Genomic DNA, 22946 nt, shown 5'->3' on the forward strand with positions numbered 1-22946 from the left:
CTTCGGATGAAAAAGTTTTTCAGCGTGATCGCCACGTTGCTGTTTCTGGCGCTGGCTCTGTGGATCGGACGCACGTTATGGGTCCAATACATGGACACGCCCTGGACCCGCGACGGCCGTGTGCGCGCCGACATCATCAATGTGGCGGCGGATGTCTCCGGCACCGTGATCGATGTGCCGGTGCACGACAACCAGCAGGTCAGGCGCGGCGACCTGTTGATGCAGATCGACCCGGAGCACTACCGGATTGCAGTCAGGCAGGCCCAGGCGCTGCTGGCCTCGCGCAAGGCCACCTGGGAGATGCGCAAGCTCAACGCCAAACGCCGCGCCGACATGGACGAACTGGTGATCTCGGCGGAAAACCGTGATGACGCGAGCACCGTCGCAACCTCGGCGCTGGCGGACTATCAACTGGCTCAGGCACAGCTGGAGGCGGCGGAACTGAACCTGTCGCGCACTCGCGTGCTGGCGTCGGTGGATGGCTATGTCACCAACCTGAACGTGCATCGGGGTGACTACGCGCGCATTGGCGAGGCGAAGATGGCGGTGGTTGATATGAACTCGTTCTGGGTCTATGGCTTCTTCGAAGAAACCAAACTGCCGCACGTGAAAGTGGGTGATCCGGCGGACATGCAATTGATGAGTGGTGGGGTGATCCAGGGCCACGTCGAAAGCATCGCGCGCGGTATTTATGACCGCGACAACCCACAAAGCCGCGAGCTGGTCGCCGACGTCAACCCGACCTTCAACTGGGTCCGCCTGGCCCAGCGTGTACCGGTACGCATCCATCTGGATCGCGTGCCGGACGGTGTGCAGTTGTCAGCGGGAATGACATGCACGGTGATTGTGACGCCAGGCTGATCTTGCCCCTCTGATCATTCCTCACACGCCGCGTATGATCGTTCCCACTCTGCGCTCACAAATCCGGCTCAACACTGATCGTGCCCATCGCTCCGCGTGGGCATGCCTCCCGTGACGCTCCGCGTCACAAATGGCACAGACTACGGATCCAGTGAGCCGAGCGCATGACGTGGATAACGGCGGAGCTTGGCCACGCATCTGAGCCACATTCGAGAGCGGACGCGGAGCGTCCTGGGAGGCATTCCCACGCAGAGCGCTCATCGTTATACACAAGTCGCGATAAGCGTTTGGAGCGGGCACGGTTATGACCGTGGGAGCGGACTTGTCCGCGAAAAGTTAATACATCCGACGAAGATGCAGCGTCTGCAAATCAGTATTCGCGGACAAGTCCGCTCCCACTTTCGGATAGCGCGTTCCTTCAGGTCGATTTGTGTATAACGATGAGCGCGGAGCGTGGGCACGAGCAGGTTACGGCGTATCACAACGACGCATTCAACCCGAACCGCTTGCGCAGTCCGCTTTCCAGCAATGCCTTGGGCAGCAGCCATGACATCAGCGGCAGCACGCGTGAGCCGTTGCCCAGGCGCAGAAGACGCGGCGGGTTGGCTTGCTGGACGGCCTTGAGCAGGTCGCGGGCGAAGTCGGTGGCGGGTGTGGGGTTGTCCTGCGACGCCTTGGCGCGGGCACGGATGCCTTCACGGATCGGCCACCAGGGCGACTGCTCGCTGATCAACTGCTCGGCCTCGTGGCTGGCGTTCTTCGCAAAACTCGAGGCAATGGCGCCCGGCTGAACTTCCATCACCTGCACGCCAAACGGTGCCAGTTCCAGACGCAGCGCATCGCTGAGTGCATGCACGGCCGCTTTCGAGGCGCAGTAGGCACCTGCGAATGGCGTCACCAGCACGCCGGAAACACTGCCGATATTGACCACCAGTCCCTTGTTGCGGCGCAGCGCGGGGAACAGCGCTTTCGTGACGCCGATCACCGAAAACACGTTGGTTTCGAACTGCCGTTGCAGTGCCTCGACGCCGCCGTCCAGCAACGGCCCCATCGCGCCGTAACCCGCGTTGTTGATCAGCACATCGAGCCCGCTGTGTTCCAACCCGGCAGCGAGTTGTTCCAGTGCCATGCTGTCGTTGACATCCAGTTGCACGGTAATGAAACCGGCTGCGCTCAGCGTGGCGACGTCTTCCTGCTTGCGCGCCGTGGCCCACACTTCGTAACCGTTCGCCTTGAAGGCGTCGGCGAGTGCGCGACCTATTCCGCTGGAACAGCCAGTGATGAGAGCGATGGGCATGTCGATGTCCTTAGGGATCAGTCCGAGAAACTGCCTTGCAGATGTTCTGCGCGAAACTCCAGGGTTTGCGGGCGATAGCCATTGCGCAGCGCAGGCACCGGCACGCAGTCCTGCCAGTTGCCGTCCGCCTGCAACTCGCCGGGGCCACGGTAGCGCGCAGAAGTGTAGGTGTTATCCGCCAGATTGACCGTATCGCCGGGCGCATACGCAGCGATCCGCCAACGCAGTTCCAATAGCGACGCCTTGTTGCGGTTGGTGACTGAGACTTGCAACGGACGATCAGCCGGACATTGCTGAGGCGTGTAGGCCAGACGGATATCCAGTTGCTCCAACTGCCGGGTCTCGCGACTGTCCTGCCAGATCACAATGGCGGCCACTATTCCCATACCAGCCGCTGCCGCCAGCGACACCGGCAGGGCCTTCGCCGGGTAGCGCAGCAGCAGAATGAGCCAGGTCAGGATTGACAGGATGCCGATCAGCATGCAGCGGGTCTCCAGCGAGGGGCGGTGCTGGACATCCTACAGAAAGGGAAGGGCCGTTGACCAATAAGGTCGGACGAGGCGTGGAAGCGCAGCCGCAGTGATGCGTTACACACCGGGTCCTTTGATCAGGCCCTGTTCAATTCCTGCCCCATCCGTTCGGGTATCAGCGCATCGCCCCGGTGTTCCGACCCTTTGACCTGAGCCGACCCTGTGGCCGTTGCTTTGTGCCCCGGATCATGATTAACCCTTACGGGTTTCCTGCTTTCAGTAAATCGAAAACAGGTGGGTTCAGTTTGATCCCAGCATGCGCCACTTTTTATCTCTTAATACGAACGAGACGACGTCTCCCTTATTAAGGGTAATAGAGACTGATGGATTATCCGATCCCGCAAGCATCAGCTCGGTTGAGTAATCCGCAGTACTCTTTATCTGTAACGGGCAAGTCTCATATCCACCCTCTGGTAGCCGCAGCCTCCTTGTCCACTGGCCATTCCACACCCGTACGTTAAGGTAACGTCCCGTGTAATTGATTTGATATTCTTCAGATTGGGGCACGTCAATCGTTCCACCCCATGCCTTGGATTCTGCCCTGATTCTGTTGGCGTGAATGCAGTTATCAACCAGTCGCTGTCGCAACGACCAGTCGGTATTGATAATGTAAAATTTTTGAATGTAAGACCCTTGATCCTCTGAATAGAACCACTCACGAATTTTATCGGAGAAGTCATCCGGTGTGCCGAGGGGAGGCTTGTTGTATTTGGCGCACTGGATGGACCATAGTTCGTTGTAAGGTTTGGGATAGGTTGCGATGTCGTCCATGTACTCCTTTAGTGTGCCGGTAGAAGGGAAGTTTTCGCCTATCCATTTCTGTTTGACACCGTCCCAGAATAACGGATCCCGTCGATCGTCTTCGTAGGCAATGACCACGCCATAATCACCGTGATTCCAGATTTGCTCTATCGTTAGCGCATTCATCCAGCGTGGAATTATTGCGGCGCCCAAGCTGTTTTTGATCAGGGCTTGAAGCTCTTTGTGCGCGGCATCAGTGAAGTTCTTGAACTGATGAAAGTCGAGGATGACAATTTCTTTTTTTGGATTTCCTTCAGCGGGTTTATGGTTGCGGAACATCTTGACCCCTTCCAGGATGTCGTAACCAACGGTACGGCCGGAATTGAGGCTATGGTAAATGCTGAAACGAGAGTGGCTACTGATCGGAGCGTTTTCCTTGAATTCCACTCTGAGGTCCAGCACCCGGATACCGTTCATCAATTGGTGATGCGGCGATATATCCTGGCAGGTTTCCCAGCTTTGGGTGTAACTGGCGTCTTTATCCATACCCGAGTCGTGGGTACCGGGCAGGATGGCGTCCATGATGCGCAGGGTTCGGCCTCCGTGGTAGGTGGTTTGCCACGTACTTCGATGCTCGTTGGTGAAAGGCCTGCACACTCCGCCCGATACACCACCCCCTCCAGGGCAGCCGCTTAGCATTGATCCGCCAGAACGTGAGTATTCCGCTATGTTTTCTTCGACCTGACGCAACGCTTCATCTGCGCTTGTAATCAGGTGTCTTAAACGGTCTTTGAATTCCGTCGACAAACGCTGGAGTTCCTGCTGTTTCGCAAGTCTTTCAGCGTCAAGTGTGTCCATGCTCTCAGGGTGCGGCGGTGGCTGGTCAGGGCCAGTGTCGATGAGTTTTTCGACAGCGCCTAATTCGTCTTCAATTCTCTTTTTAAGTACGCTTGAATATTCCTTGATCCACGTTGCCAGTCGATGACGCTCTTCATCGAGTGCCAGGGTCGTGGCATCGAGGGCGCTCGGTTCTTCAACGGGGTGCTGTGCTTGCTCAAGGCTGGGCGTTGTCTCCTGCTCCGTTCCTGCAGTTGAGGGCTCGGTGTCTGCTGCCCTGTCAGTCTGCTGAGGCTGTTCACTGTCCACTTTTCTTTCGTCTTCGCCGTTCATGGCCATCTCCTGATGAGTGATTACTACTCAATCCAAGAAAAGCAAACACAGCGACCTCAGGATACTGGCACAACTGTTAGGCCTGTCCGGCCCGGCTAATGCGCGAAACTCCAGGGTTTGCGGGCGATAGCCATTGCGCACGGCAGGCATTGGCACAATCCTGCCAGTTGCCGTCCGCCTGCCACTCGCTGGGGACGTGCAGCCTGGATGAGGCACGCTTGCATCATCCGGGTTTTATGATTGGCAGCGCTCAGTCATACGAAGGTATAAATTTTGGACGTCGGCAACTCGGCTTTACTCCCGAGCAGTACGCTTGTGATTTTTGCCTTTTGCCCATAGTTGATACTTGCAGACGGTTTGGCTGACTACCCGATAACGTTAAGCAGAGTGAGAACTTCTGGCTACTGACAGAAATAACAGTGGCAGACGATAAACATTGCGCGGGACATGACTTATTTCTCGCTGAGGTCGTAGGCAGCTCCTTGCTGTTTTCGAAGGGGCCCATGAGGACATTGAGGATCACGATGTCCACTTCTCCATTGCATGATCATTTCTTCTTCCTCTGCCGGTGTATTCGTCCAGAACACCTAAACTTTGAAGAGGTCATTCAAGGACGACTCGGCCGTGAATACAGCAAACACCTCGTTACATTGCTATACGCCCACCTTGCAGGTGACGGACCCTCGTGGGTTGCCTGTCCGTTCGGCTGCATTCTTTCGCCTGAACGCTGCCGATGAGCCGGAGATCCGGGTTGACCGCTCTGCGTTCGATGCCGCGGGTCGTCTGGTTGGACGCTGGGACGCTCGCTTGTGGGCCGTTCAGGCCGCGGCAAATGTAATTTCCAGGCATTCGCTGAGCGGTTCTGTTCTGTCGACCGACAGCGTTGATGCCGGCTGGCGGGTCGTGTTGCCAGGAGAGAGTGAGCAGCCGATATACGTCTGGGACGGTCGAAAGACTGTACGAAGCATGCAGTACGATGCGCTGCTCCGGCCGACGGCTGTGTTCGAAGACCAGCGCTGTGTGGAACGCCTGCTTTATGGCGGGCCTGACCTGGCAGCGCGAAACCTGTGTGGTCAGTTGAGTCGCCACGATGATCCGGCAGGCACCCGATTGAACGGCGAGTTCGGTCTGACCGGTACTGTGATAGCGCAAACCCGGCATTTTCTGCGTGAACTCGACAGCCCGGACTGGTCTGAATCAATTCCTGAGCGTAACGCCTCGCTGGAGGTCGACAACGGCGCGACCACGCATTGGCGTTATAACCCGTTGGGCGAGGTCATACAGCGGACCGATGCCTTGGGCAGTGTTCACTTCCTGGACCAGACGGTCGCCGGTCAGCTAAAGGCCAGCCGATTGCAGCTTGGGAATCAGTCGGAGAAGACACTGGTCAGCGATATCCGCTACGACGCTCAGAACCGCGTTGTGTCAGAAACAGCAGGCAATGGTGTGGTGAGCACCGCGGTTTATCAGAGCGAAGACGGTCGGCTTGTGGAGCTGAAAGCAACGAATGCCTATGGATCGCTGTTGCAGAATCTGCTGTACGCCTACGATGCGGTTGGCAATGTCCTGCGCATCGAAGACTGCGCTCAGCCGACCGAGTATTACGCCAATCAACGTATCGATCCGGTGTCGACATATCGGTACGACACCCTATATCAATTGGTCGAGGCAACAGGCCGAGAAGCCGCAACCGTCAAGCACGGACCGACTTTCCCGTTTTTTCAGAGCCCGCCCGATCCTGCGCAACTGGCCAATTACACGCAAACCTATCGTTATGATGCGGGTGGCAATCTGCTGCAGTTGACCCACGTTGGCGCACAGTCCCATTCGCGAACGATGGCTGTGGCCAGGCGGAGTAATCGCAGCCTGCCGGTCATCGACAATCTGCCACCCGGTGAAGAGGAAATAGCCCGCGCGTTCGACGCAAATGGCAATCTTTTAGCGCTGCAAGCAGGACAGAACCTGAGCTGGGATCGACGCAACCAGTTGCAGGATGTGCGCCCGGTAATACGTGAAGCCGGCGAAGACGACAGCGAGCATTACCGTTACGACGCCAGCGGCCAGCGTGTACGCAAAGTACGTGTGACTAAGGCAGGGTCCGTGGTCCATCGAGCCGAAGTGCGTTACTTGCCAGGACTGGAAATCCGCACCAACACTACCACTCGCGAAATGCTGTACGTCATCACAGGTCAGGCCGGACGCAGCGGCGTGCGGGTGTTGCATTGGGAAGCTGGCCAGCCGGACAGCCTCGACAACGATCAGATCCGCTACACGCTGAACGACCATCTGGGCTCTGGCACGCTGGAGCTTGATGAGCAGGCGCACCTGATCAGTCAGGAAAGTTACTACCCGTTCGGCGGCACCTCATGGTGGGCGGCGCGCAGTGCCATTGAAGCGAGTTACAAGAGCGTGCGCTATTCCGGCAAGGAGCGGGACGTAACAGGGCTGTATTACTACGGGCTGAGGTATTACGCACCTTGGTTGCAGCGATGGATCAATCCGGATCCGGCGGGGGACGTGGATGGGTTGAATCTGTACCGTATGGTCAAAAATAATCCGATGTGCCACCAGGATAGATGTGGTACTCAGCCGAACGATGTAAATGATCCAAAACTGCTTGAGGCTGATCCTCAGCCCTTGCCGACTGTGTTGCCCCTACTGCCAAGCACCGCGCGGGATGCCAGAAACAGCGCATTGGAAGCAACTGGAAGTACTTCAAGGTTCACGCTCAGGCCGGCCGGTTATAAGAAATATGTCACTTTGGATTATCCAGACTTCACGATAAAACAATTTGAGTCACACAGTCCCGTCGCTAAAAAGGATCTTATTATCCACGGGCATGGAAGGCTGCGATCCCCGGTGCACAAGATTTATAACGCACCCATCAAGCTTGGTTTTTACGCGCCTCCGGACACTCTGCTGTCCGCATCTCGAAGCGAACTGTACCGATTTCAATCGAGAAAGCTTCAAGTCGCTCCTGTGGAGGTCATCGAATGCGGTATGGAGTCACGCGATTATGAAATCGCCTACTCATCGGCTTTCGACAGTAAATTTGCTAACGGTCTTTACCACTCACAATTGTTGAATCGCAAGCCTGCGATTTCAGCCTCATCGATCCAGCACGTTGAAAACTATCACGATGTGCTGATCGTCAAACCAGGAAAGTCAGTGCCATTGAGCAAGTTATTGAAACAGGTACCTGCCTATGATCAGGTTCATGCCTTGTTTTGCAGGTCTCGCGGCCCTTCCGGCCCGGTGCATGAGTTTTCCACAACGAAGAATCGCAACAACTAAAAAGCCCCCGTCACTGTCTTGCGGATGGGATACGCAAGACAGTGACGGGGGCCGGTGTTCTACCGTTTTTTTGCTAACCGCTGATCAACGCGCGATGGTCTGCGTCTTCACACCGGCTTCCAGCGCGCCCGAGCGGCCGTAGACGTCTTCGAATCGCTCGATGTCGTCTTCGCCCAGGTAACTGCCCGATTGGACTTCGATGATTTCCAATGGAATCTTGCCCGGGTTTTTCAGGCGGTGGACCGAAGCGATCGGGATGTAGGTGGACTGGTTCTCGGTCAGCAGGAACACGTTCTCGTCACAGGTTACCTGCGCAGTACCGGATACCACGATCCAGTGCTCGGCGCGGTGGTGGTGCATCTGCAGCGACAGGCACGCGCCCGGCTTGACCGAGATGCGCTTGACCTGGAAGCGGCCGCCCATGTCCACGGAGTCATACGAACCCCACGGACGGTACACTTCGAGGTGGTTCTGGGTTTCGGTACGGCCCTGTTCGTTCAGGGTGTTGACCATCTGCTTGACGCCCTGGACCTTGTCCTTGTGGGCAATCATCATGGCGTCCTTGGTTTCGACGACCACGATGTTGTCCAGACCGATCACCGACACCAGCTTGCCATTGCCGTGGATCATGCAGTTGCGGCTATCCTGGATCACGACGTCGCCCTTGGTGACGTTACCGTTGGCATCCTTGGCATTCACTTCCCACAGCGACGACCAGCAGCCGACATCGCTCCAGCCTGCCGACAGCGGCACAACGCAAGCGCGCTGGGTTTTTTCCATCACGGCGTAGTCGATGGAGTTGTCCGGGCAGCAGGCGAAAGTGGAGGCATCGATTTCAACGGCGTCGCCATCGTGAACGCTGCGCTCCAGGGTCAGCAGGCAGGTGTCATAGATGTCCGGATCGTGCTTTTTCAGCTCTTCCAGGAAGCGGCTGGCACGGAACAGGAACATGCCGCTGTTCCAGTAGTAACCACCGGCCTCGACGAACTCGTTGGCGCGTTTTTCGTCAGGCTTTTCGACGAACTGCGACACGCGGCTCACGCCTTCCGGCAGCAGTGCATCAGCGGTGGATTTGATGTAGCCGTAACCGGTTTCCGGCTTGTTCGCCGGTACGCCGAACAGCACCATTTCGCCACGCTCGGCGGCTACAGTCGCCAGTGCCAGCGCGCGTTGCAGGGCTTTCTGGTCTTCGATCACGTGGTCGGCCGGCAGCACCAGCATCAGGCCATCGTTACCTTCGTTGACCAGTTTCATGGCGGTCAGGGCCACGGCCGGCGCAGTGTTGCGGCCGAACGGTTCCATGAGAATCGCCTGGGTTTCCAGTTTCAGGGCCGCGAGCTGCTCGCTGACGATGAAACGGTGTTCCTTGTTGCAGACAATGATCGGCTCCTGCATGCCGTCGAATACAAGACGCTGCAGCGTTTGCTGGAACAGGGTCTGGTCGCCGGTCAGTGCCAGGAACTGTTTAGGGAACTGCTTGCGCGAAAGCGGCCAGAGTCGTGAACCGCTACCACCTGACAAGATCACTGGAATCATTTTATTTCTCCAATAGCATTCAATATGGGCTGTACGTGCTGTCTGTCGTTTCTGTCTTTTTCTTGTTCCGCACCGGCCGGTTCAGGGCATTGCCATGAACCGGCCAGCTTTATCCTTTAGCGGGTTGCAACCGGTGGCTTGACCCACACTGGCGAGAGGCTGCTGCCACTGCCGGTGATGTACAGAACGGCGGCTTCGCCACGCTCCAGGGCCACAGGTTTCACATCGGTGACTTTCTTGTCGCCGTCGTACAGCGCCAGACTGACTTTGACCGGATTGATTTCACGCTCGCCGGTGCCCTTGGCTGCCACAGCCTTGACCACATCGGTCTTGCCGTCGGCGGTTTTCAGGGTCAGTGCCTTGTCGCTGAGGTTCTGCACGCGAACCAGGGATTTCTGCTTGTTCTTGAACGGTGGTTCTTCGATCAGTTGCGGTTTGCCGCTGGCGTTGTTGACCAGGGTGTAATAGTGATCGCCTGCCAGTTTCACCGGCACGCTCTGGCTGCCCAGCTTGGCGGTGTAGTCGCCCTGTGGCATGAAGCTGAACGCGGTGCTGCCCAATGGCGCGACTTCGTTCATGTTGGTGTTACCGACGCTGGCGCTGATTTCAGCGTTGCTGGCGTTGTAGACACGCACGAAGGTCGAGCCTTTCGGAGCGGTCGGGCCGTACAGGGCGGAGTCACCTGCGAAGGCTTGCAGGGACATCAGGCCCAGGCCTGCGGCCAGTGCGCAGGTTTTGAAGAAACGGTTCTTGTTCGAACGGTTTGCAGTCGTGTGTTGGGTCATGAGTCAGTCCTCTCAGTTTTGCGCCCGGTTGGGCGACTCGGATGGGTTGGCGTTCAACGCCACGTTATCTTGGGTATTTCGCGATTTTTTCAGCTCGGCGATCCACTGCTGATCGAACTCGCCAAGGTCGTTGTGAGCCGGCAGGTAGCGCTCCGGGAATTCCCAGATGACCACTTGCGGCGGGGTGTTCTTGAAGGCGTCGGTCTGCAGGTACTTGAGCATCGGCAGGATCGGGCCATGGCCGTCTTCGGCGTAGTTGACGACGTCGCTGCGCAGGGCTTCTTTCAACGCCCCGACGAAGTTCCAGTTCGGGTTGGCGCTATAGCTGGTGCCGACCAGACCGACCGGAATATCGCTGTCTGCGAACAAGGCGTCATCGCCAGCCGGTTCGCCCTGAACCGGATCGGTGCTGCGTTGCTGCAGCTCGTCAGGCTTGGGCAGCATGTTGCTGAACAGCGGATCCAGCGGCAGGAACGTGGTCAGGTCGCCCTTGTACGACTCGCTGCCCTTGGCCTGGGTGACGAACTGTTCAGGCTCGCCTTCCAGCGGTGTTTTCTGAGCGATGGCTACACCCAGTTGCTGCGCGGCCACTTCGGCGCCCATCGGCGTCCAGTGCGTATCGGTGCGCAGGAAAACCTGGCCTTTCTGCTTGGCCGCCTGTAGCGGTGCCAACAGGTCCGGTGCGAAGATCCCGGCCTTGGCGACCTGCGCGTGGAACTGCTGATACAGATCGGCGTGCAGGCTGGCCGGCTTGGTGTCGCCGATGTGTTCCGGGTACAGACGGGTCTTGGCCGGAACGATGGCCAGAACCAGTTTGGTGCCCTGTTTTTCCAGCGCGTCACGTACGCCCTGGATCAACGCCAGGTTGTCCGCTTCGTTCTGCTCGCCGTTGGCAACAGCATCGAACTCTTCATCGGTGTACAGCCACTGGTCCTTGCCGAGCACGACGCCGGGACGGCCTTCGTTGAACAGCTTGTAATCCAGCGCCGCCCAGAGGTTGGTGCCCAGGCGCTTGATCGGAAACTCATCGTCGTAATGGGTTTCCGCCGCCTTGGTCCACTTGCCGTTGAGCACGGTGGTCTCGGCCGAAGTCGAGAACGTGCTGAAGCTGCGCAGCGACCAGGCGCCCAGGATCAGCAGCAGACCCAGGAAGATGGCGATGTAGAGGATTCGTAATGAACGGGTCATGTCAGGCTCCTCAGAACTGGAAGTAAAGGAACGGCGAGAAGCTCTGCGCCGAAAGTTTGAGAATCGAAGCAACGAACAGCAGCAGGATCAGTGCGCGCATGGCGTAGCGGGGCCAGTCGGCAACCCAGTAGGCCGGTTGCACCTGCGCTTCGCTGCCCACGGTGTAGCCAGGCAGATGCAGGCTGCCGGGCGCGTCGCCAGGAACGGCCTTGATGGTGCCCGGTTGCGCAGTCGCAGGGCCGTCGGCCTTGGCGCTCTTGCCATCGTCGGCCTGACGGTTCTGATAGAAGTCACGCAGACCGAAGAACGCCAGGGTTGCGTAGGCCAGAACCAGCGTCGCCACTTGCAGGCCGGTGAGGCTTGCACGGTTGAGCTCGGACAGTTCCCATTCGCCGAAGCTGAACATGGCGCCGTACATGCGGCCTGCAACATGCAGGTTTTCTGCGCGGAAAATTACCCAGCCGATCACAACCAGCAGGAAGGTCAGTGCCCAGCGGATCACGTTGAAGCTGTAAGGCTTGGTGTTGATGCCCAGCGCTTTCTCGATTGCCAGCCACATGCCGTGCCAGGCACCCCAGATGATGTAGGTGACGTTGGCGCCGTGCCAGAGACCGCCCAGCAGCATGGTCAGGAACAGGTTGCGGTAGGTCGCGAACTTGCCGCCACGGTTGCCGCCCAGGGTGATGTACAGGTAGTCACGCAGCCAGGTGGACAGGCTGATGTGCCAGCGGCGCCAGAACTCAGTGATCGACTGGCTGATGTAGGGCTGCTTGAAGTTTTCCATGAAGCGGAAACCCATCATCAAACCCAGGCCGATAGCCATGTCGCTGTAGCCGGAGAAGTCGAAATACAGCTGTGCGGTGTACGCCAGCGCGCCGAGCCAGGCATCGCCTGTGGTCGGGTTCTGCAGGGCGAAGCAGTGATCCGCCACGACCGCGAGGGTGTCGGCGATGAACACTTTCTTGATGAATCCCTGCATGAAGCGCGTGGCGCCTTCGGAGAACTTGTCCAGTGTGTGCGTGCGGTTGTTGAACTGGTCGGCCAGGTCACGGAAGCGCAACACGGGACCTGCGATCAGGTGCGGGAAAATCGCCACGAACGCCGCGAAGTCGATCAGGTTGCGGGTTGCCGGGGTGTCGCCGCGATACACGTCGATGATGTAGCTGATGGACTCGAACACGTAGAACGAGATACCGATCGGCAACAGCACGTGCGTCAGGATGAACGGTTCCAGACCCATGGAGGTCATGGCCGCGTTGATGCTGTCCACGCCGAAGTTCGCGTACTTGAAGTAGCCCAGAATGCCGAGGTCCACGACCACACCGAGCAGCAGCCAGCGCTGTGCCGGTTTGGTCCGCACGCCTGCTGCGCCCACCTGAAGGCCGATCCAGTAGTTCCAGACCGTGACGCCGATGAACAGTGCCAGGAAGTCCACACGCCACCAGGCGTAGAAGATGTAGCTGGCGATCAGCAGCAGCAGATTGCGATAGCGTTGCCCGCTCAGGTAGTACAAGCCGAGGAAGATCGGCAAGAACAGGAACAGGAACACGTTGGATGAGAAAACCATCCTTATCTCTCCGTTTGTCCAACATTCAAGGGCCCAAAGCCCCCCCAAACCCCCCATCGAAAACAGGGGGGTGAATCACTGTGGGAGCCGATGAATCAGCTCCCGCCACTCAAAGCGTCACGTCACCGAATCAGGAACCGTCCTTGTCACCTTTTTCATGGGACGGGTCGTAGACCTTGGTCAGGTCGCCGCCCAGACGGAACGTCTTGAACGGCTGCTTTTCATGTTTCTCTTCAAGCGTTTCGGCATTGCAGGTGTAGAGCGCGCAGAACGGTTCCAGCCAGGCAAATTTCGGGTCCTTCTTCAGGTCCGTCATGTCCTGTTTTTCGCCGTTGTGCTCGGCAAACATCGAAGGATCCTTCACCCCGGCCAGCACGCGATCAGCCAGTCGTTTCAAGGCGCCGTTGTTTTCCGGACGCAGATCCACACCATTGGCCTGGGCGAAGCTGGCGATCATGGCCAGTGGCGGCAGGGCATAGTTGTGGTACGAAAGGGCGCGTTGACGGCGCTTCATTTCGTTCGGCAGGAAACCGTCCTTGTCCACCTGATTGGCGGCAACCTTGAATTCCTTCACTGCCCAGTCGAACAGGTCCTGACGATTGGTCGCGACAGCCGTTGCCATCACCGACCAGGCGGCCCAGTACGAGTGGTTGTTGATTTTTTCCAGCGGCAGATTGCTCCAGTCGCTGACGACCTGATCAGCCAGTTTGCTGAACCAGGCTTCGATGATCTGCGCGTCCTGCTGACGGTTGGCCAGCGGTTTGGACTCGGAGAATTTCAACCGCAGGTACGCCGACGACATGCTGCCCAGCGCCCATTTGCGCATCGACTTGCCGGTGTGATTGAACTCGCGGGATTCAAGCGCATCGGCCCTGGCCCACGTGGTCATCATGTTCAACGCACAGTCGAGCTGCTCGGGACGACCGTCGCGCATGTACTGCATCACGACTTTGCTGACGCCGCGTTCAAGGGTGGTGATGTCCTTGGTCGCATCGCGAAAGGCTTCTTCGGATTTCAGGTTCAGCGTGGCGCGAGCCTTGTCAGAGCCTTCGTACTTGCTGCGAAACACCAATTTGTCGGTGTACGGCTTGGGAATGGCATCACAGGTAAAGTTGTGATCACCGGTCTTCATTTTTTCGATCGGTGCGTCATAACCCTTGGGTGGGACCAGTGTCGCGGCTGCGGATGCACCCATGGCCCAGGCCATCGATGACAGGATTGCCATCGACAGCAGGGTAGGGCGTATCAGTTTCGGAGTCTGCATAAGTCACCTCATAGTCCGGCTTGAGCGGTGTGTTTCGCAGCGCTCGGGAACACGTTGCGTTTGCATACTTTCGCTTCGACTTTCTGTGGTTCTGCTCCTGCTTCCGGTCCCTGGATTTCGAGGGCCAGCAACTGCTGATCAGCCCAGTCCTCGTCTTCGCGCAATTCAAAGGCGAAGCGTCCATCGGTGTCAGATGTTTCCGGTTTTTCGATTTTCAGGTCTTCGTGACGACCGTTCATGTACCAGAGCCTGGCCTGAAGGACTTTCACGGAGGTGTCGTCGAAGCGGATATCGATCTGGTTGCTGCCGTTACGAATGTCCTTGATGCCGTTCTTGCCGTTGACCAGCACTTCGTTGTTGCCCGGCTTCAGGGTGGTGCTGGCGCTCATGACCGCCGGCTTGCCTTCGCAACCGTTGTCCAGCAGTGCCATCATCTGGCGATAGATGGTTTCCTGATCGAGGCGATACAGCGGCGAGAATTCCCAGATGAGAATTTTCGGCGGACGCTTCTGGAAGTCTTCGCTGCCCAGGTACTGCAACATCGAACCTTCCAGACCACCGCCGGGGAACGCCACGTTCAGCACGTCCGCGCTGAGGTATTCCTGCAGGAAGCCGCCGAAGTTGTAGTTCTTGCCACTGTGGCTGGTGCCGACCAGAGTGATTTCCGGGTTGCCGGAATCGCCGAACAGATCGCCGTCACCGGCTTCGCCTTTCGGCTCGGTGCTGAACTGGTCCATGTACTGGATCGCGTAGCTGGTGCCGCACAACTGTCCTGCCATGTTGTGCAGGGTGCCGGTCTTGCCCATGCGTCCAGAGATGTGGCTTTCAAACTCACGCTTGGGAATGTCCGCGTAGCCCGGGACTTTCTTGACGGTCTCGGCCACGATCTTCGCCGTGCGTTGTGCGCCATAAGGCGTCCAGTGCTGGTCGCCGCGGAAGTAGAAGTCGTGCGCCTGCTGCTCGTTGGTGAGCGGTGACAGGTCAGGCACCCAATAGCCCATCTTGCTGAAGCGACCGAGCATGGCCTGATAGTTTTTCAGCGCCTTGTCGTAGTCGTACTTGTCGCGTTCGGCCGGGAACAGTTTGTTGCGATCCACCAGGCCGCGCGTCGGCTGATAGACCACCACCAGCTCGACACCCTTGCTCTTGAACGCGTCATGCAGTTCTTTCATGCGGCGGTAGCCGGCAGGCGTGGTGTCGAATTCGGTACGCAGGTCTTCTTGGGTACGGAACAGCCAGTCGCCTTCGGCCTGTACCAGCGTGGTGAAGTTCTGCTGATAGCGCGTGGTGTAGTTCTTCGCGTCGTGCGCAGCCGGGCACAGGCTGCAGCAGGGCTCGGCGGTAAAGGTCGGCGCCTGCGAGTCGTCGGCCCGAGCGACACCGGCCGCGGCCATCAGCGCGGCGGTGAGGCTGGACAGGCTCAACAGTTTGATCAAATGTGCGTGCATAACAATACCCTTCCTCATTCCCGCAGCTCGGTCTGGCTTTCGACGGGGTCGATCAATACGGCTTTCTTCTGGCGTACCAGCAGGTCGAGGATCTCGTTTTGGCGCTCGCCCAGGATGCCGTTGAGGCTGATGCCGACTTCCTTGGTCGGGGCCAGCATCGAGACGCGATACAGCTCGACACTCAGGGGCGAGTCGATGGACAGCGGGCCGGAGCCGTTGCTGGCCAGTTCGCCGCCGACCATGATCAGAGACACCTGAGCGTCGAACGGATCGAGCTCGATGTCGCGGTCGGTATCGCTCAGGTCCTTGATGTGGCCGTAGACGCCCATCAGCCCGTTACCAGTGGCGATGTTTTCGTACAGCTTGATGTTCACGCTGTTACGCACGCGGATACCGTGGCGGCGGTTGGCAATCACACGGTTGCCCCACAGCAGGTTGTTGCCGCTTTCGTACAGGGTGATCCCGTCGGTGTGGTTCTGATAGATCTCGTTGTAGGCGACGATGTTGCCGACGCTGTTACGGTCCAGAACCACGCCGGACAACTTGTTGTCATGGCTCTTGTTGCGGAAGATGAAACTGTTGTCGACTTCCCGGGAAATGATGATCCCGTGCTTCTTCTTGGTCCCGTAGACGTCGTTCTCGGCGATGATCAGACCGTGGGAACGGTCGTGCGGGTCAATGCCGTAGACGATGTTGTCGCGGTAGGTGTTGCCCTTGACGACGAAATCACGCGTCTCGTAGCAGTAGAAGCCGTACCACATGTCCGAGAATTCCGAATCAATGATCCAGCCGGTCGGTTCGGCCCGCTTGAGGATCTTCGCGGTGTTCGGCGTGTACTGGGAAATACTGATGCCGTAGGACTTGCTCTGGTCGTAGCCCATGCTCGCCATTTTGGTGTTGGCGATCCAGGTTTCCGAGCCGCCCCAGGTCAGCACGAACGGGCGAAACTCGTCAGGCTTGCGATAGGTCGCCAGGCTGTTGCGGGTTTCACTCCAGGCGTTGACCTGAGTGTGGGTGATCAGCATCTTGCCTTCGCTGACGATGAACGAGCCTTTCTCCTGAGACAGACGCAATTCCTTGGTCTTGCTGTCGATCTCGAAGATGCCGGTTTCCTTGACCAGAATCGGCAGACGCGCCACGTAGACGCCCGGCGACACCTCGTTCAGAAACTGCTTGGGCACTTTCTTGACCAGGTCCTGAAGGTTCACGTAGCCGTCGGATATCATGATCGCTTGCGGGATACCCTTTTGACGGGTCACCCATTCAGCCATCTTGTTATCGCCGCCGATGAATTCCTTCAGGCCGGTTTCTTCCATCATCCGGGCAACGGTGACCTTGCCCGGCTTGTTGCGCACGATCTTTTTCAATGCCGCCTCGGCGGTGTAGCCGCTGAGGTCGGGCAGCACCGGCTTGGCCATTTCCAGCGGCGCGGTCGGCGGGCTGGTGATGGTGTAGGTCTTGGCCTGTTGCAGCTCCTTGACCACCGCCTTCGGCGCCTCGGGGGTGACAGGCGCGTTGGCCAGTGCGGCGCCGCTGGCCATCAGCAGCGCGCTGCTCAGCACGGCGCTTTCCAGCAGGGCGTGTGGCCAGGTGCGGCTACGCCCGTTGCTTGCTTGACTGTTCATCTGTGGCACTCCTTTGGCGGTTCGCATCAGAAGCGCCAGATGACGTCGACAATGGCGCGGTGCATGTATTCATCCACGCCGTTGTGGTACGCGTCGCCGGGCTTGAAGACGCCGGCACGCAAGCGCACCAGAGCCGACGGTTCGTCGAAGGACTGGCTCAGCGAGGCTGGCAGCAGGCCCTGTTTGAAGTACTTGGTCACGACCAGGTCCATTTCCTGACCCAGATCCTTGCGACCGTCTTCCAGCGGCAGCGAACTGAAGGTATTGCTGTCGCCGTTCTCGCGAACAGCGTTGATACCCGAGCCACCGATGCCGGTGTTGCCGTCTACACGGCGGAACTTGTGGTAGATCAGCGAGGCGTCGTATTCCTCATTCATCTGCCAGGAAGCGAACAGCGAGCCGGTTTCCACGTTGGCCATTTCGCCCTGGAAGGCTTCACCGAAGCGATGAATACGCGAGCGGGTGCCGGTCCAGTTCGAACGGTTGCTTTCCAGGCCGTTCTGAACGTAATCCTTGCTGGCGCGCGAGTAGGCCGCACCGACTTGCCACTGAGGGTCCAGACGCAGACGCAGGCCCAGGTCGGTGGCCCAGCCGTTCATGTCGCGGCTGTTCTTCTCGCCTGCAAAATACTGGTCATTCACGCCGTTGACGCGGATCTCGTCACGGTCGCCGTTGAGCCAGGTCAGGCTGCCCCAGTAGTTGAGCTGATTGGTGTTGCGGTAGTTGTAGGCATCGCTGTCAGCCTGCAGACCCAGCCAGGTCAGATCGCCGTTGGAGGTCTTGTCCAGGTCGTCGAGTTCCTGACCCTGATCCTTGAGCTTGCCGTCGTCGTGGCTGTAGTGCGCACGTACGCCTGCCCAGTGACCCGGAGTCCACTGGTAGCTGGCCGAACCGAACAGGTGCTGGCGATCTTCATCGTCGGGGGCCAGTTCGGTCAGGTCGGTGCGGTATTCGCTGAAACGTTGTGCAGCGCCCACTTCGGCACGCAGCAGTGTGGTGTCGAAGGTCCAGTTGATGGCTTCGATGTTGGTGTCGTGCCACTGGCCGTCGTCATTGCGCAGACGCTGACGACCGACTTTCAGGATCTCGCCGGGGTAGGGCGTGAAACCGCTGTAGCCGATCCAGAATTCGCGCAGTGCCAGGTAGGATTTGTCGACTTCGCGCTCGCTGGCTGTGCCACGGGAGACTTGAGTCTGGCCGTCGCCTGCGCCGGTGGATTGCTCCAGCGGGTCGGTCTGAATAGTGTCGGTGGCGGTGACCACCTGGCCCATGGCGTAACCGCTCCAGTTGCCGCGCTCGCCGTAGACCCATGGACGCAGGTCCAGGCCCAGACCGCTGACGTCGCCGCCCGAACGGGTGCCCAGATCACGGTCGTCTTCAAGTTGGCCGGTGGCTTTCACTTCCAGACCGAAGTTCTGTTGTTCGGTCAGGGCTGCCAGAGTCGGGCACGCCCACAGCAGGCTGAAGCCAAGGCCCACGCCGGCGGCCATCAGGGGATTCAACTTCATAGTGCTTCCTCACCGTCTTTTTCTTCTTGCAGGGCCTGCATCGCCATCACGCTCTGGTTGGCGGCTGCGCCCCGGACTTTTTGCTCACGTGCCAACAGATCCTTGGCGCCGGCGAGCTTTTCAGGCGGCAGTGTGGTGCTCAGTTGCTGGGCCAGTTCAGTGGCCTGCGGTGTTTCGCTGGTCAGCGCCAGTTGGGCGAATACCCAGGCATTGACCGGGTCAGGCTTGGTGCCTTTGCCTTGGGAGAACAGTTGCGCGAGGGCGAAGTCGGCGCTGTTCTGGCCACCACGGGCGGCGGTCAACAGCTCGTCCACGGCTTTCTGCGGATAGACCTGGCCGAGGTAACCGCGGCGGTAGATCTGACCCAGGTAGTAATGGGCGGAGATTTCCGTCGCTGCGGCTTTCTTCAAGTGCGCTTCGGCCTTGAAGGCGTCGGGCGTAACCCATTTGCCTTCGTAGTACAGGCGACCCAGCAGCAGCTCGGCGCGTGGCTGGTCGGCTGCGCGGCCGTTTTCCAGGTACTCCATCATCTTGTTGACGTCGCCCAGTTCGGGGAAGTCGTAAAGCAGCTTGGCCAGGGTGACCCACGAAGCGGGATAGCCCGGCGCGATGCCTTCCAGCAATTGCTGGGCAGTCTTTTCGTCTGGCGTGCCGATGGTCGAGTCGCCCAGTACGCGTGCCACGCTGTCCACGCGCTGAGCGCTGATGCGGCCAGCGGCGTGTTCGCTTTTCAGGCGTTCGATCAAGGCAGCCTGCGGCTCGGCCTGACCACGCGTCTGGTAGACGGTGGCCAGTTCGACGTAGCAGATGTCAGTGGTGTTCAGCGCCTGCTTGCAGATGCTTTCCACTTCATCCAGATGCTCGGCGTAGGTGCCCTGGGTGCGATACAGCAGCACCTGGGCCAGACCTGCTTCCGGATAACCGGCAGCGCGCCACTGGCTGATCTTCTGCTGCGCATTCACATCCGGGAAGGTATGCGGGTATTGCAGATAGAGCATGGCCAGCGGGACCAGCGTGCCGGACTCACCATTGGCGAAGGCTTTCTTCAGCAGCGCTTCGGCTTCGTGGCGTTCGGCGTCGGTGGCGTCCGGCTTGGCGGCCAGCAGACGGCCCAGACGCGATTGCGCCCGTGGCGAAGTCTCGGCGGCCGCACGGTAAGTGGCTTCCGCCTGCTTGAGCAGGGCAGGGTCGCGGGTGTTGACCTGGATATCAGCCAGGCCAACCTGTGCATCGCTGTAGCCCAGGTCCGCCAGCTGCCGATAGTTCTGCTCCGCCAATGCAGTGTCGCCGTTTTTCAAGGCTTCATTGGCAAGACGTTGGTCAGGCAGGCCGGCACAGCCGCTCAGGCCGAGCGCGACGGCGAGGCTCAATAGCGTGGGGGTCGACAGGCGTCGTAATGGGCTGCTCATGATTACAGACCCGCGGCCACGGCTTTGTCGATCAGCCAGTTCACGGATGGACCGCGATCACTGACCACTTCGACAGGACGGCCAGCGAGCGAGCTGCTCAGGCTTTCGTCAGGCTTGATCTGCACACGGATGTCGGTGGACAGGTCGGTGTCGCTCAGGTTGGTGCTGCTGACGATCTCGCCAGTGCGCAGTTTGTCTTCACCAGCGACTTGGAAGCTGACACGGGTGCCCGGCTTGACGTCGTTGAACTGGCGATAGGTAAAGCGTGCTTCAACCGTGGCCGGTGCGTTGCGTGGCACCAGTTGGAAGATCACCTGACCCTTGCTGGCGTACTGACCGTCGGCGACCAGTTGGCGAGCCACGACGCAGTCACATGGGCTGGTCAGGGTGCCGCTCATCTGCTTGCCATACAGCTCTTCGATTTTCGCAGGCTGCAGGTCTTCACCGGTCAGGCTGCCTTTGAGCATTTCCAGCATGCTGGTGTTGAAGCTGGCCAGTGGCGCGCCTTTGGTGGTTTCGCCGTTCGGCTGAACCAGGCTCTGCACGGTGCCTTCGCGCGGCATGGTGATGTCCATGCTCGGGATCGAGACCAGACCGGCCGAGGCGTGGCTGACGAAGTACAGGCCGTAAATGGTCTTGAAGATGAAACCGAACGCTGCCAGACCGACGATGAAGATGCCGAGGCTGAAGGTGACTGCACGCAGGCGACCCATGGCGCTCATGCCGCCGTCGTTGCCCTTGACCTTGCGCGCCTTGGTGAAGTTGTCGCGCTGCAGGGTTGCCAGCACTTCGCCCAGGCTGACGATGTCGCCGGACAGGTGCGAGGTGATCAGGTGGCGCAGTGTGGCGATGTCCTGGGCTTCCAGATTCTGGAACTGGCAACCGACACGGCCGCTGGCGTTGTCCACCGAACGGACCTGCATTTCCACGTCCATGGCCAGACCGAGGTTGTCGATCAAAAACTGCAGGCGGCCCTTGATGACCTCACCTGCGGTGTAGCGCTGACCCTGCGGGGCGATGAAGCTCAGGCCGCCGGCCGACAGGTCTTCGATGCGCACCAGCGGGGCGTTCGGCTGATCATTCAGCAGGCGCAGCTTGGCAGGGATCTTGACCCGTGCGTGTTGGCGCTGGGCTTCGGATTCATGTACGACGTTCGCATTCACGGCTGTATTCATGGCTAATTTTCCTACTTAAGCGATTAATCCGTTGGCCCGGTCAAACCATCGTCAACAGCACGGCGACGAAGATGGTGCCAGCCGAGAAAGTCATGGTTCGGGACGACCACGTGTTGAACCAACCCTGAAAGCTGGCCATGTCGCGGCTGAGTTTGGTGTCCTGGCGCGTCCAGGACTGGCGGTCCAGGCGGAAGAAGACGTAGATCTTCATCAGGGCGCCGACGATCTGGTTGTAATAGAGAATCAGGGGGTACGCAGGGCCGATCCTGTGTCCCGAGAAGGACAACAGCAGCGTGAGGATCAGGCGGGTCATGCCGATCCACAGCAGGTACATCAGCAGGAAGGCTCCGCCGTACTTGAAGCTGGCGATGATGGCGACCGTCAGACCGAGGATGGAGGTCCACATCGATACACGCTGGTCGAACAGCACCACACTGGTGAACAGGCCAAGGCGACGAACACCCAGGCCCAGCGCACGCGAGTTCTGACGCAGGTTGTTGCCGTACCAGCGGTACATCAGCTTGCGGCTGGCCTTGAGGAAACTCTTCTCGGGCGGGTGCTCGACCGTGTTGATCGCGGCATCCGGCACGTAGAAAGTGTCGTATCCAAGGCGCATCAGGCTGAACCAGCTGGATTTGTCGTCGCCGGTCAGGAACCGGAACGTGCCCAGACGCCAGTGGTTGAGCGAGTCGCTTTCCACGTCGGCGATGAACTCGGGGTCGGTGACCACGGTGGCGCGGAAGACCGACATACGACCGGTCATGGTCAGAACGCGCTTGGACAGGGCCATCGAGCACATGTTGATGTGACGCTGAGCGAAACGCAGCTTGTGCCACTCGCTCATGATGTAACCGCCGCGCACTTCACAGAACTCGTTGGTGGTCAGGCCGCCGACGTTGTCGAACAGCTGAAACCACGGCACGGTCTTGGCCACGACGCCTTCGTTCAGAACGGTGTCACCGTCGATTACCGCAACGACCGCACGCTCATCCGGAAGGTGGCGGGAGATGGCACGGAAACCGTAGGCCAGGCCGTCACGCTTGCCGGTGCCAGGGATGCGCACGAAGTCCAGCTTCACGCGGTCCGGCGGGTTGAGACGGGCCCACATCGCCTTGACCAGCAGCTCATCGGACATTTCCACCAGCGAGCAGACGATGGTGGTCGGCAGACCGCAATTGATCGCTTCACGAATGACCGAGCTGTACACCTGAGCGGTGGTCAGCGCGTCGATACGAAAGCTGGTGACCATCAGGAACACATGGGACGGATCTGCAGCCTTACCCAACTTTTGAACCTTGCGGCGCAAGTGCGGATAAACGATGTACAGAAAGATCATCCCGCGCACAAAGTGCGTAATACCCATCGAATAACGCCAGATACCCACGGCGCCAATCAGAAAGATAAAGTTCTTCGACTGTGAGTCGAAGATACTGGTGGGCAATGCCGTGGCAATACCCATTAATAAACTGAGATAAAACAGCCAACCGGCGGCCTGTAAAAGGCCGTGTTTTAGCCTCTGCATAATCTGTATCCCTAAGTCAGTTGCAA

The 22946-nt window shown here is 58.9% G+C and carries 16 protein-coding genes; 2 read left to right on the forward strand and 14 right to left on the reverse strand.

The window, feature by feature from the left end:
- Positions 1-6 precede the first annotated feature (6 nt).
- Positions 7-861: an efflux RND transporter periplasmic adaptor subunit gene (locus QRN20_RS06360; RefSeq protein ID WP_029242282.1), complete on the forward strand. Its 855-nt coding sequence runs from the start codon at positions 7-9 to the stop codon at positions 859-861.
- Between the two features lie 478 nt (positions 862-1339).
- Here the strand turns inward: QRN20_RS06360 and QRN20_RS06365 are convergent, their stop codons facing one another.
- The 3 genes from QRN20_RS06365 to QRN20_RS06375 form a co-directional block, all read right to left on the reverse strand.
- Positions 1340-2158 carry an SDR family oxidoreductase gene (locus QRN20_RS06365; protein WP_029242283.1) on the reverse strand — a complete coding sequence of 273 codons (819 nt, stop codon included), beginning with the start codon at positions 2156-2158 and terminating at the stop codon, positions 1340-1342.
- A gap of 17 nt (positions 2159-2175) precedes the next feature.
- Positions 2176-2640, reverse strand: coding sequence for a multidrug transporter (locus QRN20_RS06370; protein ID WP_122491277.1), 465 nt, complete (start codon positions 2638-2640; stop codon positions 2176-2178).
- Positions 2641-2928: 288 nt separating this feature from the next.
- Positions 2929-4599: a hypothetical protein gene (locus QRN20_RS06375; protein ID WP_191625393.1), complete on the reverse strand. Its 1671-nt coding sequence runs from the start codon at positions 4597-4599 to the stop codon at positions 2929-2931.
- Between the two features lie 624 nt (positions 4600-5223).
- On the opposite strand from QRN20_RS06375, the gene QRN20_RS06380 reads away from it, so the two are divergent.
- Positions 5224-7893 (forward strand): RHS repeat domain-containing protein, encoded by a 2670-nt coding sequence (locus QRN20_RS06380; RefSeq protein ID WP_285360037.1) that lies wholly within the window; start codon positions 5224-5226, stop codon positions 7891-7893.
- An 84-nt stretch (positions 7894-7977) separates the two neighbouring features.
- On the opposite strand, the gene QRN20_RS06385 is transcribed toward QRN20_RS06380, so the two are convergent.
- From QRN20_RS06385 to alg8, 11 genes are all read right to left on the reverse strand, one after another.
- The gene (locus tag QRN20_RS06385; RefSeq protein WP_025994632.1) at positions 7978-9429 is read right to left on the reverse strand and encodes a mannose-1-phosphate guanylyltransferase/mannose-6-phosphate isomerase; all 1452 of its coding nucleotides are present in this window, start codon (positions 9427-9429) and stop codon (positions 7978-7980) included.
- 116 nt (positions 9430-9545) lie between these two features.
- A complete protein-coding gene (locus QRN20_RS06390; protein ID WP_004886260.1) occupies positions 9546-10214 on the reverse strand; it encodes an alginate O-acetyltransferase AlgF in 669 nt (222 codons plus the stop codon).
- A 12-nt stretch (positions 10215-10226) separates the two neighbouring features.
- On the reverse strand, positions 10227-11402 hold the full coding sequence (locus QRN20_RS06395) for an alginate O-acetyltransferase (RefSeq protein WP_058432329.1): 1176 nt from the start codon (positions 11400-11402) through the stop codon (positions 10227-10229).
- 10 nt (positions 11403-11412) lie between these two features.
- Positions 11413-12969 carry an MBOAT family O-acyltransferase gene (locus QRN20_RS06400; RefSeq protein ID WP_025994635.1) on the reverse strand — a complete coding sequence of 519 codons (1557 nt, stop codon included), beginning with the start codon at positions 12967-12969 and terminating at the stop codon, positions 11413-11415.
- 130 nt (positions 12970-13099) lie between these two features.
- Complete coding sequence (locus QRN20_RS06405; RefSeq protein WP_122412409.1) at positions 13100-14233, reverse strand: mannuronate-specific alginate lyase; 1134 nt, start codon at positions 14231-14233, stop codon at positions 13100-13102.
- Positions 14234-14241: 8 nt separating this feature from the next.
- A complete protein-coding gene (locus QRN20_RS06410) occupies positions 14242-15681 on the reverse strand; it encodes an alginate O-acetyltransferase AlgX-related protein (RefSeq protein WP_004886247.1) in 1440 nt (479 codons plus the stop codon).
- A 14-nt stretch (positions 15682-15695) separates the two neighbouring features.
- Positions 15696-17306 (reverse strand): mannuronan 5-epimerase AlgG, encoded by a 1611-nt coding sequence (gene algG, locus QRN20_RS06415; RefSeq protein ID WP_058432330.1) that lies wholly within the window; start codon positions 17304-17306, stop codon positions 15696-15698.
- Positions 17307-17332: 26 nt separating this feature from the next.
- Positions 17333-18814, reverse strand: a complete 1482-nt coding sequence (locus QRN20_RS06420; RefSeq protein ID WP_004886241.1) for an alginate export family protein — start codon at positions 18812-18814, stop codon at positions 17333-17335.
- Positions 18811-20223 carry an alginate biosynthesis TPR repeat lipoprotein AlgK gene (gene algK, locus QRN20_RS06425; protein ID WP_058432331.1) on the reverse strand — a complete coding sequence of 471 codons (1413 nt, stop codon included), beginning with the start codon at positions 20221-20223 and terminating at the stop codon, positions 18811-18813. Before algK ends, QRN20_RS06420 begins: the two co-directional genes overlap by 4 nt.
- 2 nt (positions 20224-20225) lie before the next feature.
- Positions 20226-21398: an alginate biosynthesis protein Alg44 gene (locus QRN20_RS06430; protein WP_029242289.1), complete on the reverse strand. Its 1173-nt coding sequence runs from the start codon at positions 21396-21398 to the stop codon at positions 20226-20228.
- A gap of 40 nt (positions 21399-21438) precedes the next feature.
- Positions 21439-22920: a mannuronan synthase gene (gene alg8 / locus QRN20_RS06435; RefSeq protein WP_025994639.1), complete on the reverse strand. Its 1482-nt coding sequence runs from the start codon at positions 22918-22920 to the stop codon at positions 21439-21441.
- Positions 22921-22946 lie beyond the last annotated feature (26 nt).

The sequence above is a fragment of the Pseudomonas sp. fls2-241-TYG-175 genome (assembly GCF_030209155.1).
Taxonomy (GTDB): Bacteria; Pseudomonadota; Gammaproteobacteria; order Pseudomonadales; family Pseudomonadaceae; genus Aquipseudomonas; species Aquipseudomonas viridiflava.

Coding starts and splice junctions, on each gene's coding strand:
- QRN20_RS06405 (WP_122412409.1), bottom strand. CDS start 14,233: ATGCAGACTCCGAAACTGATACGCCCTACCCTGCTGTCGATGGCAATC.
- QRN20_RS06420 (WP_004886241.1), bottom strand. CDS start 18,814: ATGAAGTTGAATCCCCTGATGGCCGCCGGCGTGGGCCTTGGCTTCAGC.
- algK (WP_058432331.1), bottom strand. CDS start 20,223: ATGAGCAGCCCATTACGACGCCTGTCGACCCCCACGCTATTGAGCCTC.
- QRN20_RS06400 (WP_025994635.1), bottom strand. CDS start 12,969: ATGGTTTTCTCATCCAACGTGTTCCTGTTCCTGTTCTTGCCGATCTTC.
- QRN20_RS06375 (WP_191625393.1), bottom strand. CDS start 4,599: ATGAACGGCGAAGACGAAAGAAAAGTGGACAGTGAACAGCCTCAGCAG.
- QRN20_RS06395 (WP_058432329.1), bottom strand. CDS start 11,402: ATGACCCGTTCATTACGAATCCTCTACATCGCCATCTTCCTGGGTCTG.
- algG (WP_058432330.1), bottom strand. CDS start 17,306: ATGAACAGTCAAGCAAGCAACGGGCGTAGCCGCACCTGGCCACACGCC.
- QRN20_RS06430 (WP_029242289.1), bottom strand. CDS start 21,398: ATGAATACAGCCGTGAATGCGAACGTCGTACATGAATCCGAAGCCCAG.
- QRN20_RS06390 (WP_004886260.1), bottom strand. CDS start 10,214: ATGACCCAACACACGACTGCAAACCGTTCGAACAAGAACCGTTTCTTC.
- QRN20_RS06385 (WP_025994632.1), bottom strand. CDS start 9,429: ATGATTCCAGTGATCTTGTCAGGTGGTAGCGGTTCACGACTCTGGCCG.
- QRN20_RS06365 (WP_029242283.1), bottom strand. CDS start 2,158: ATGCCCATCGCTCTCATCACTGGCTGTTCCAGCGGAATAGGTCGCGCA.
- QRN20_RS06360 (WP_029242282.1), top strand. CDS start 7: ATGAAAAAGTTTTTCAGCGTGATCGCCACGTTGCTGTTTCTGGCGCTG.
- QRN20_RS06370 (WP_122491277.1), bottom strand. CDS start 2,640: ATGCTGATCGGCATCCTGTCAATCCTGACCTGGCTCATTCTGCTGCTG.
- alg8 (WP_025994639.1), bottom strand. CDS start 22,920: ATGCAGAGGCTAAAACACGGCCTTTTACAGGCCGCCGGTTGGCTGTTT.
- QRN20_RS06410 (WP_004886247.1), bottom strand. CDS start 15,681: ATGCACGCACATTTGATCAAACTGTTGAGCCTGTCCAGCCTCACCGCC.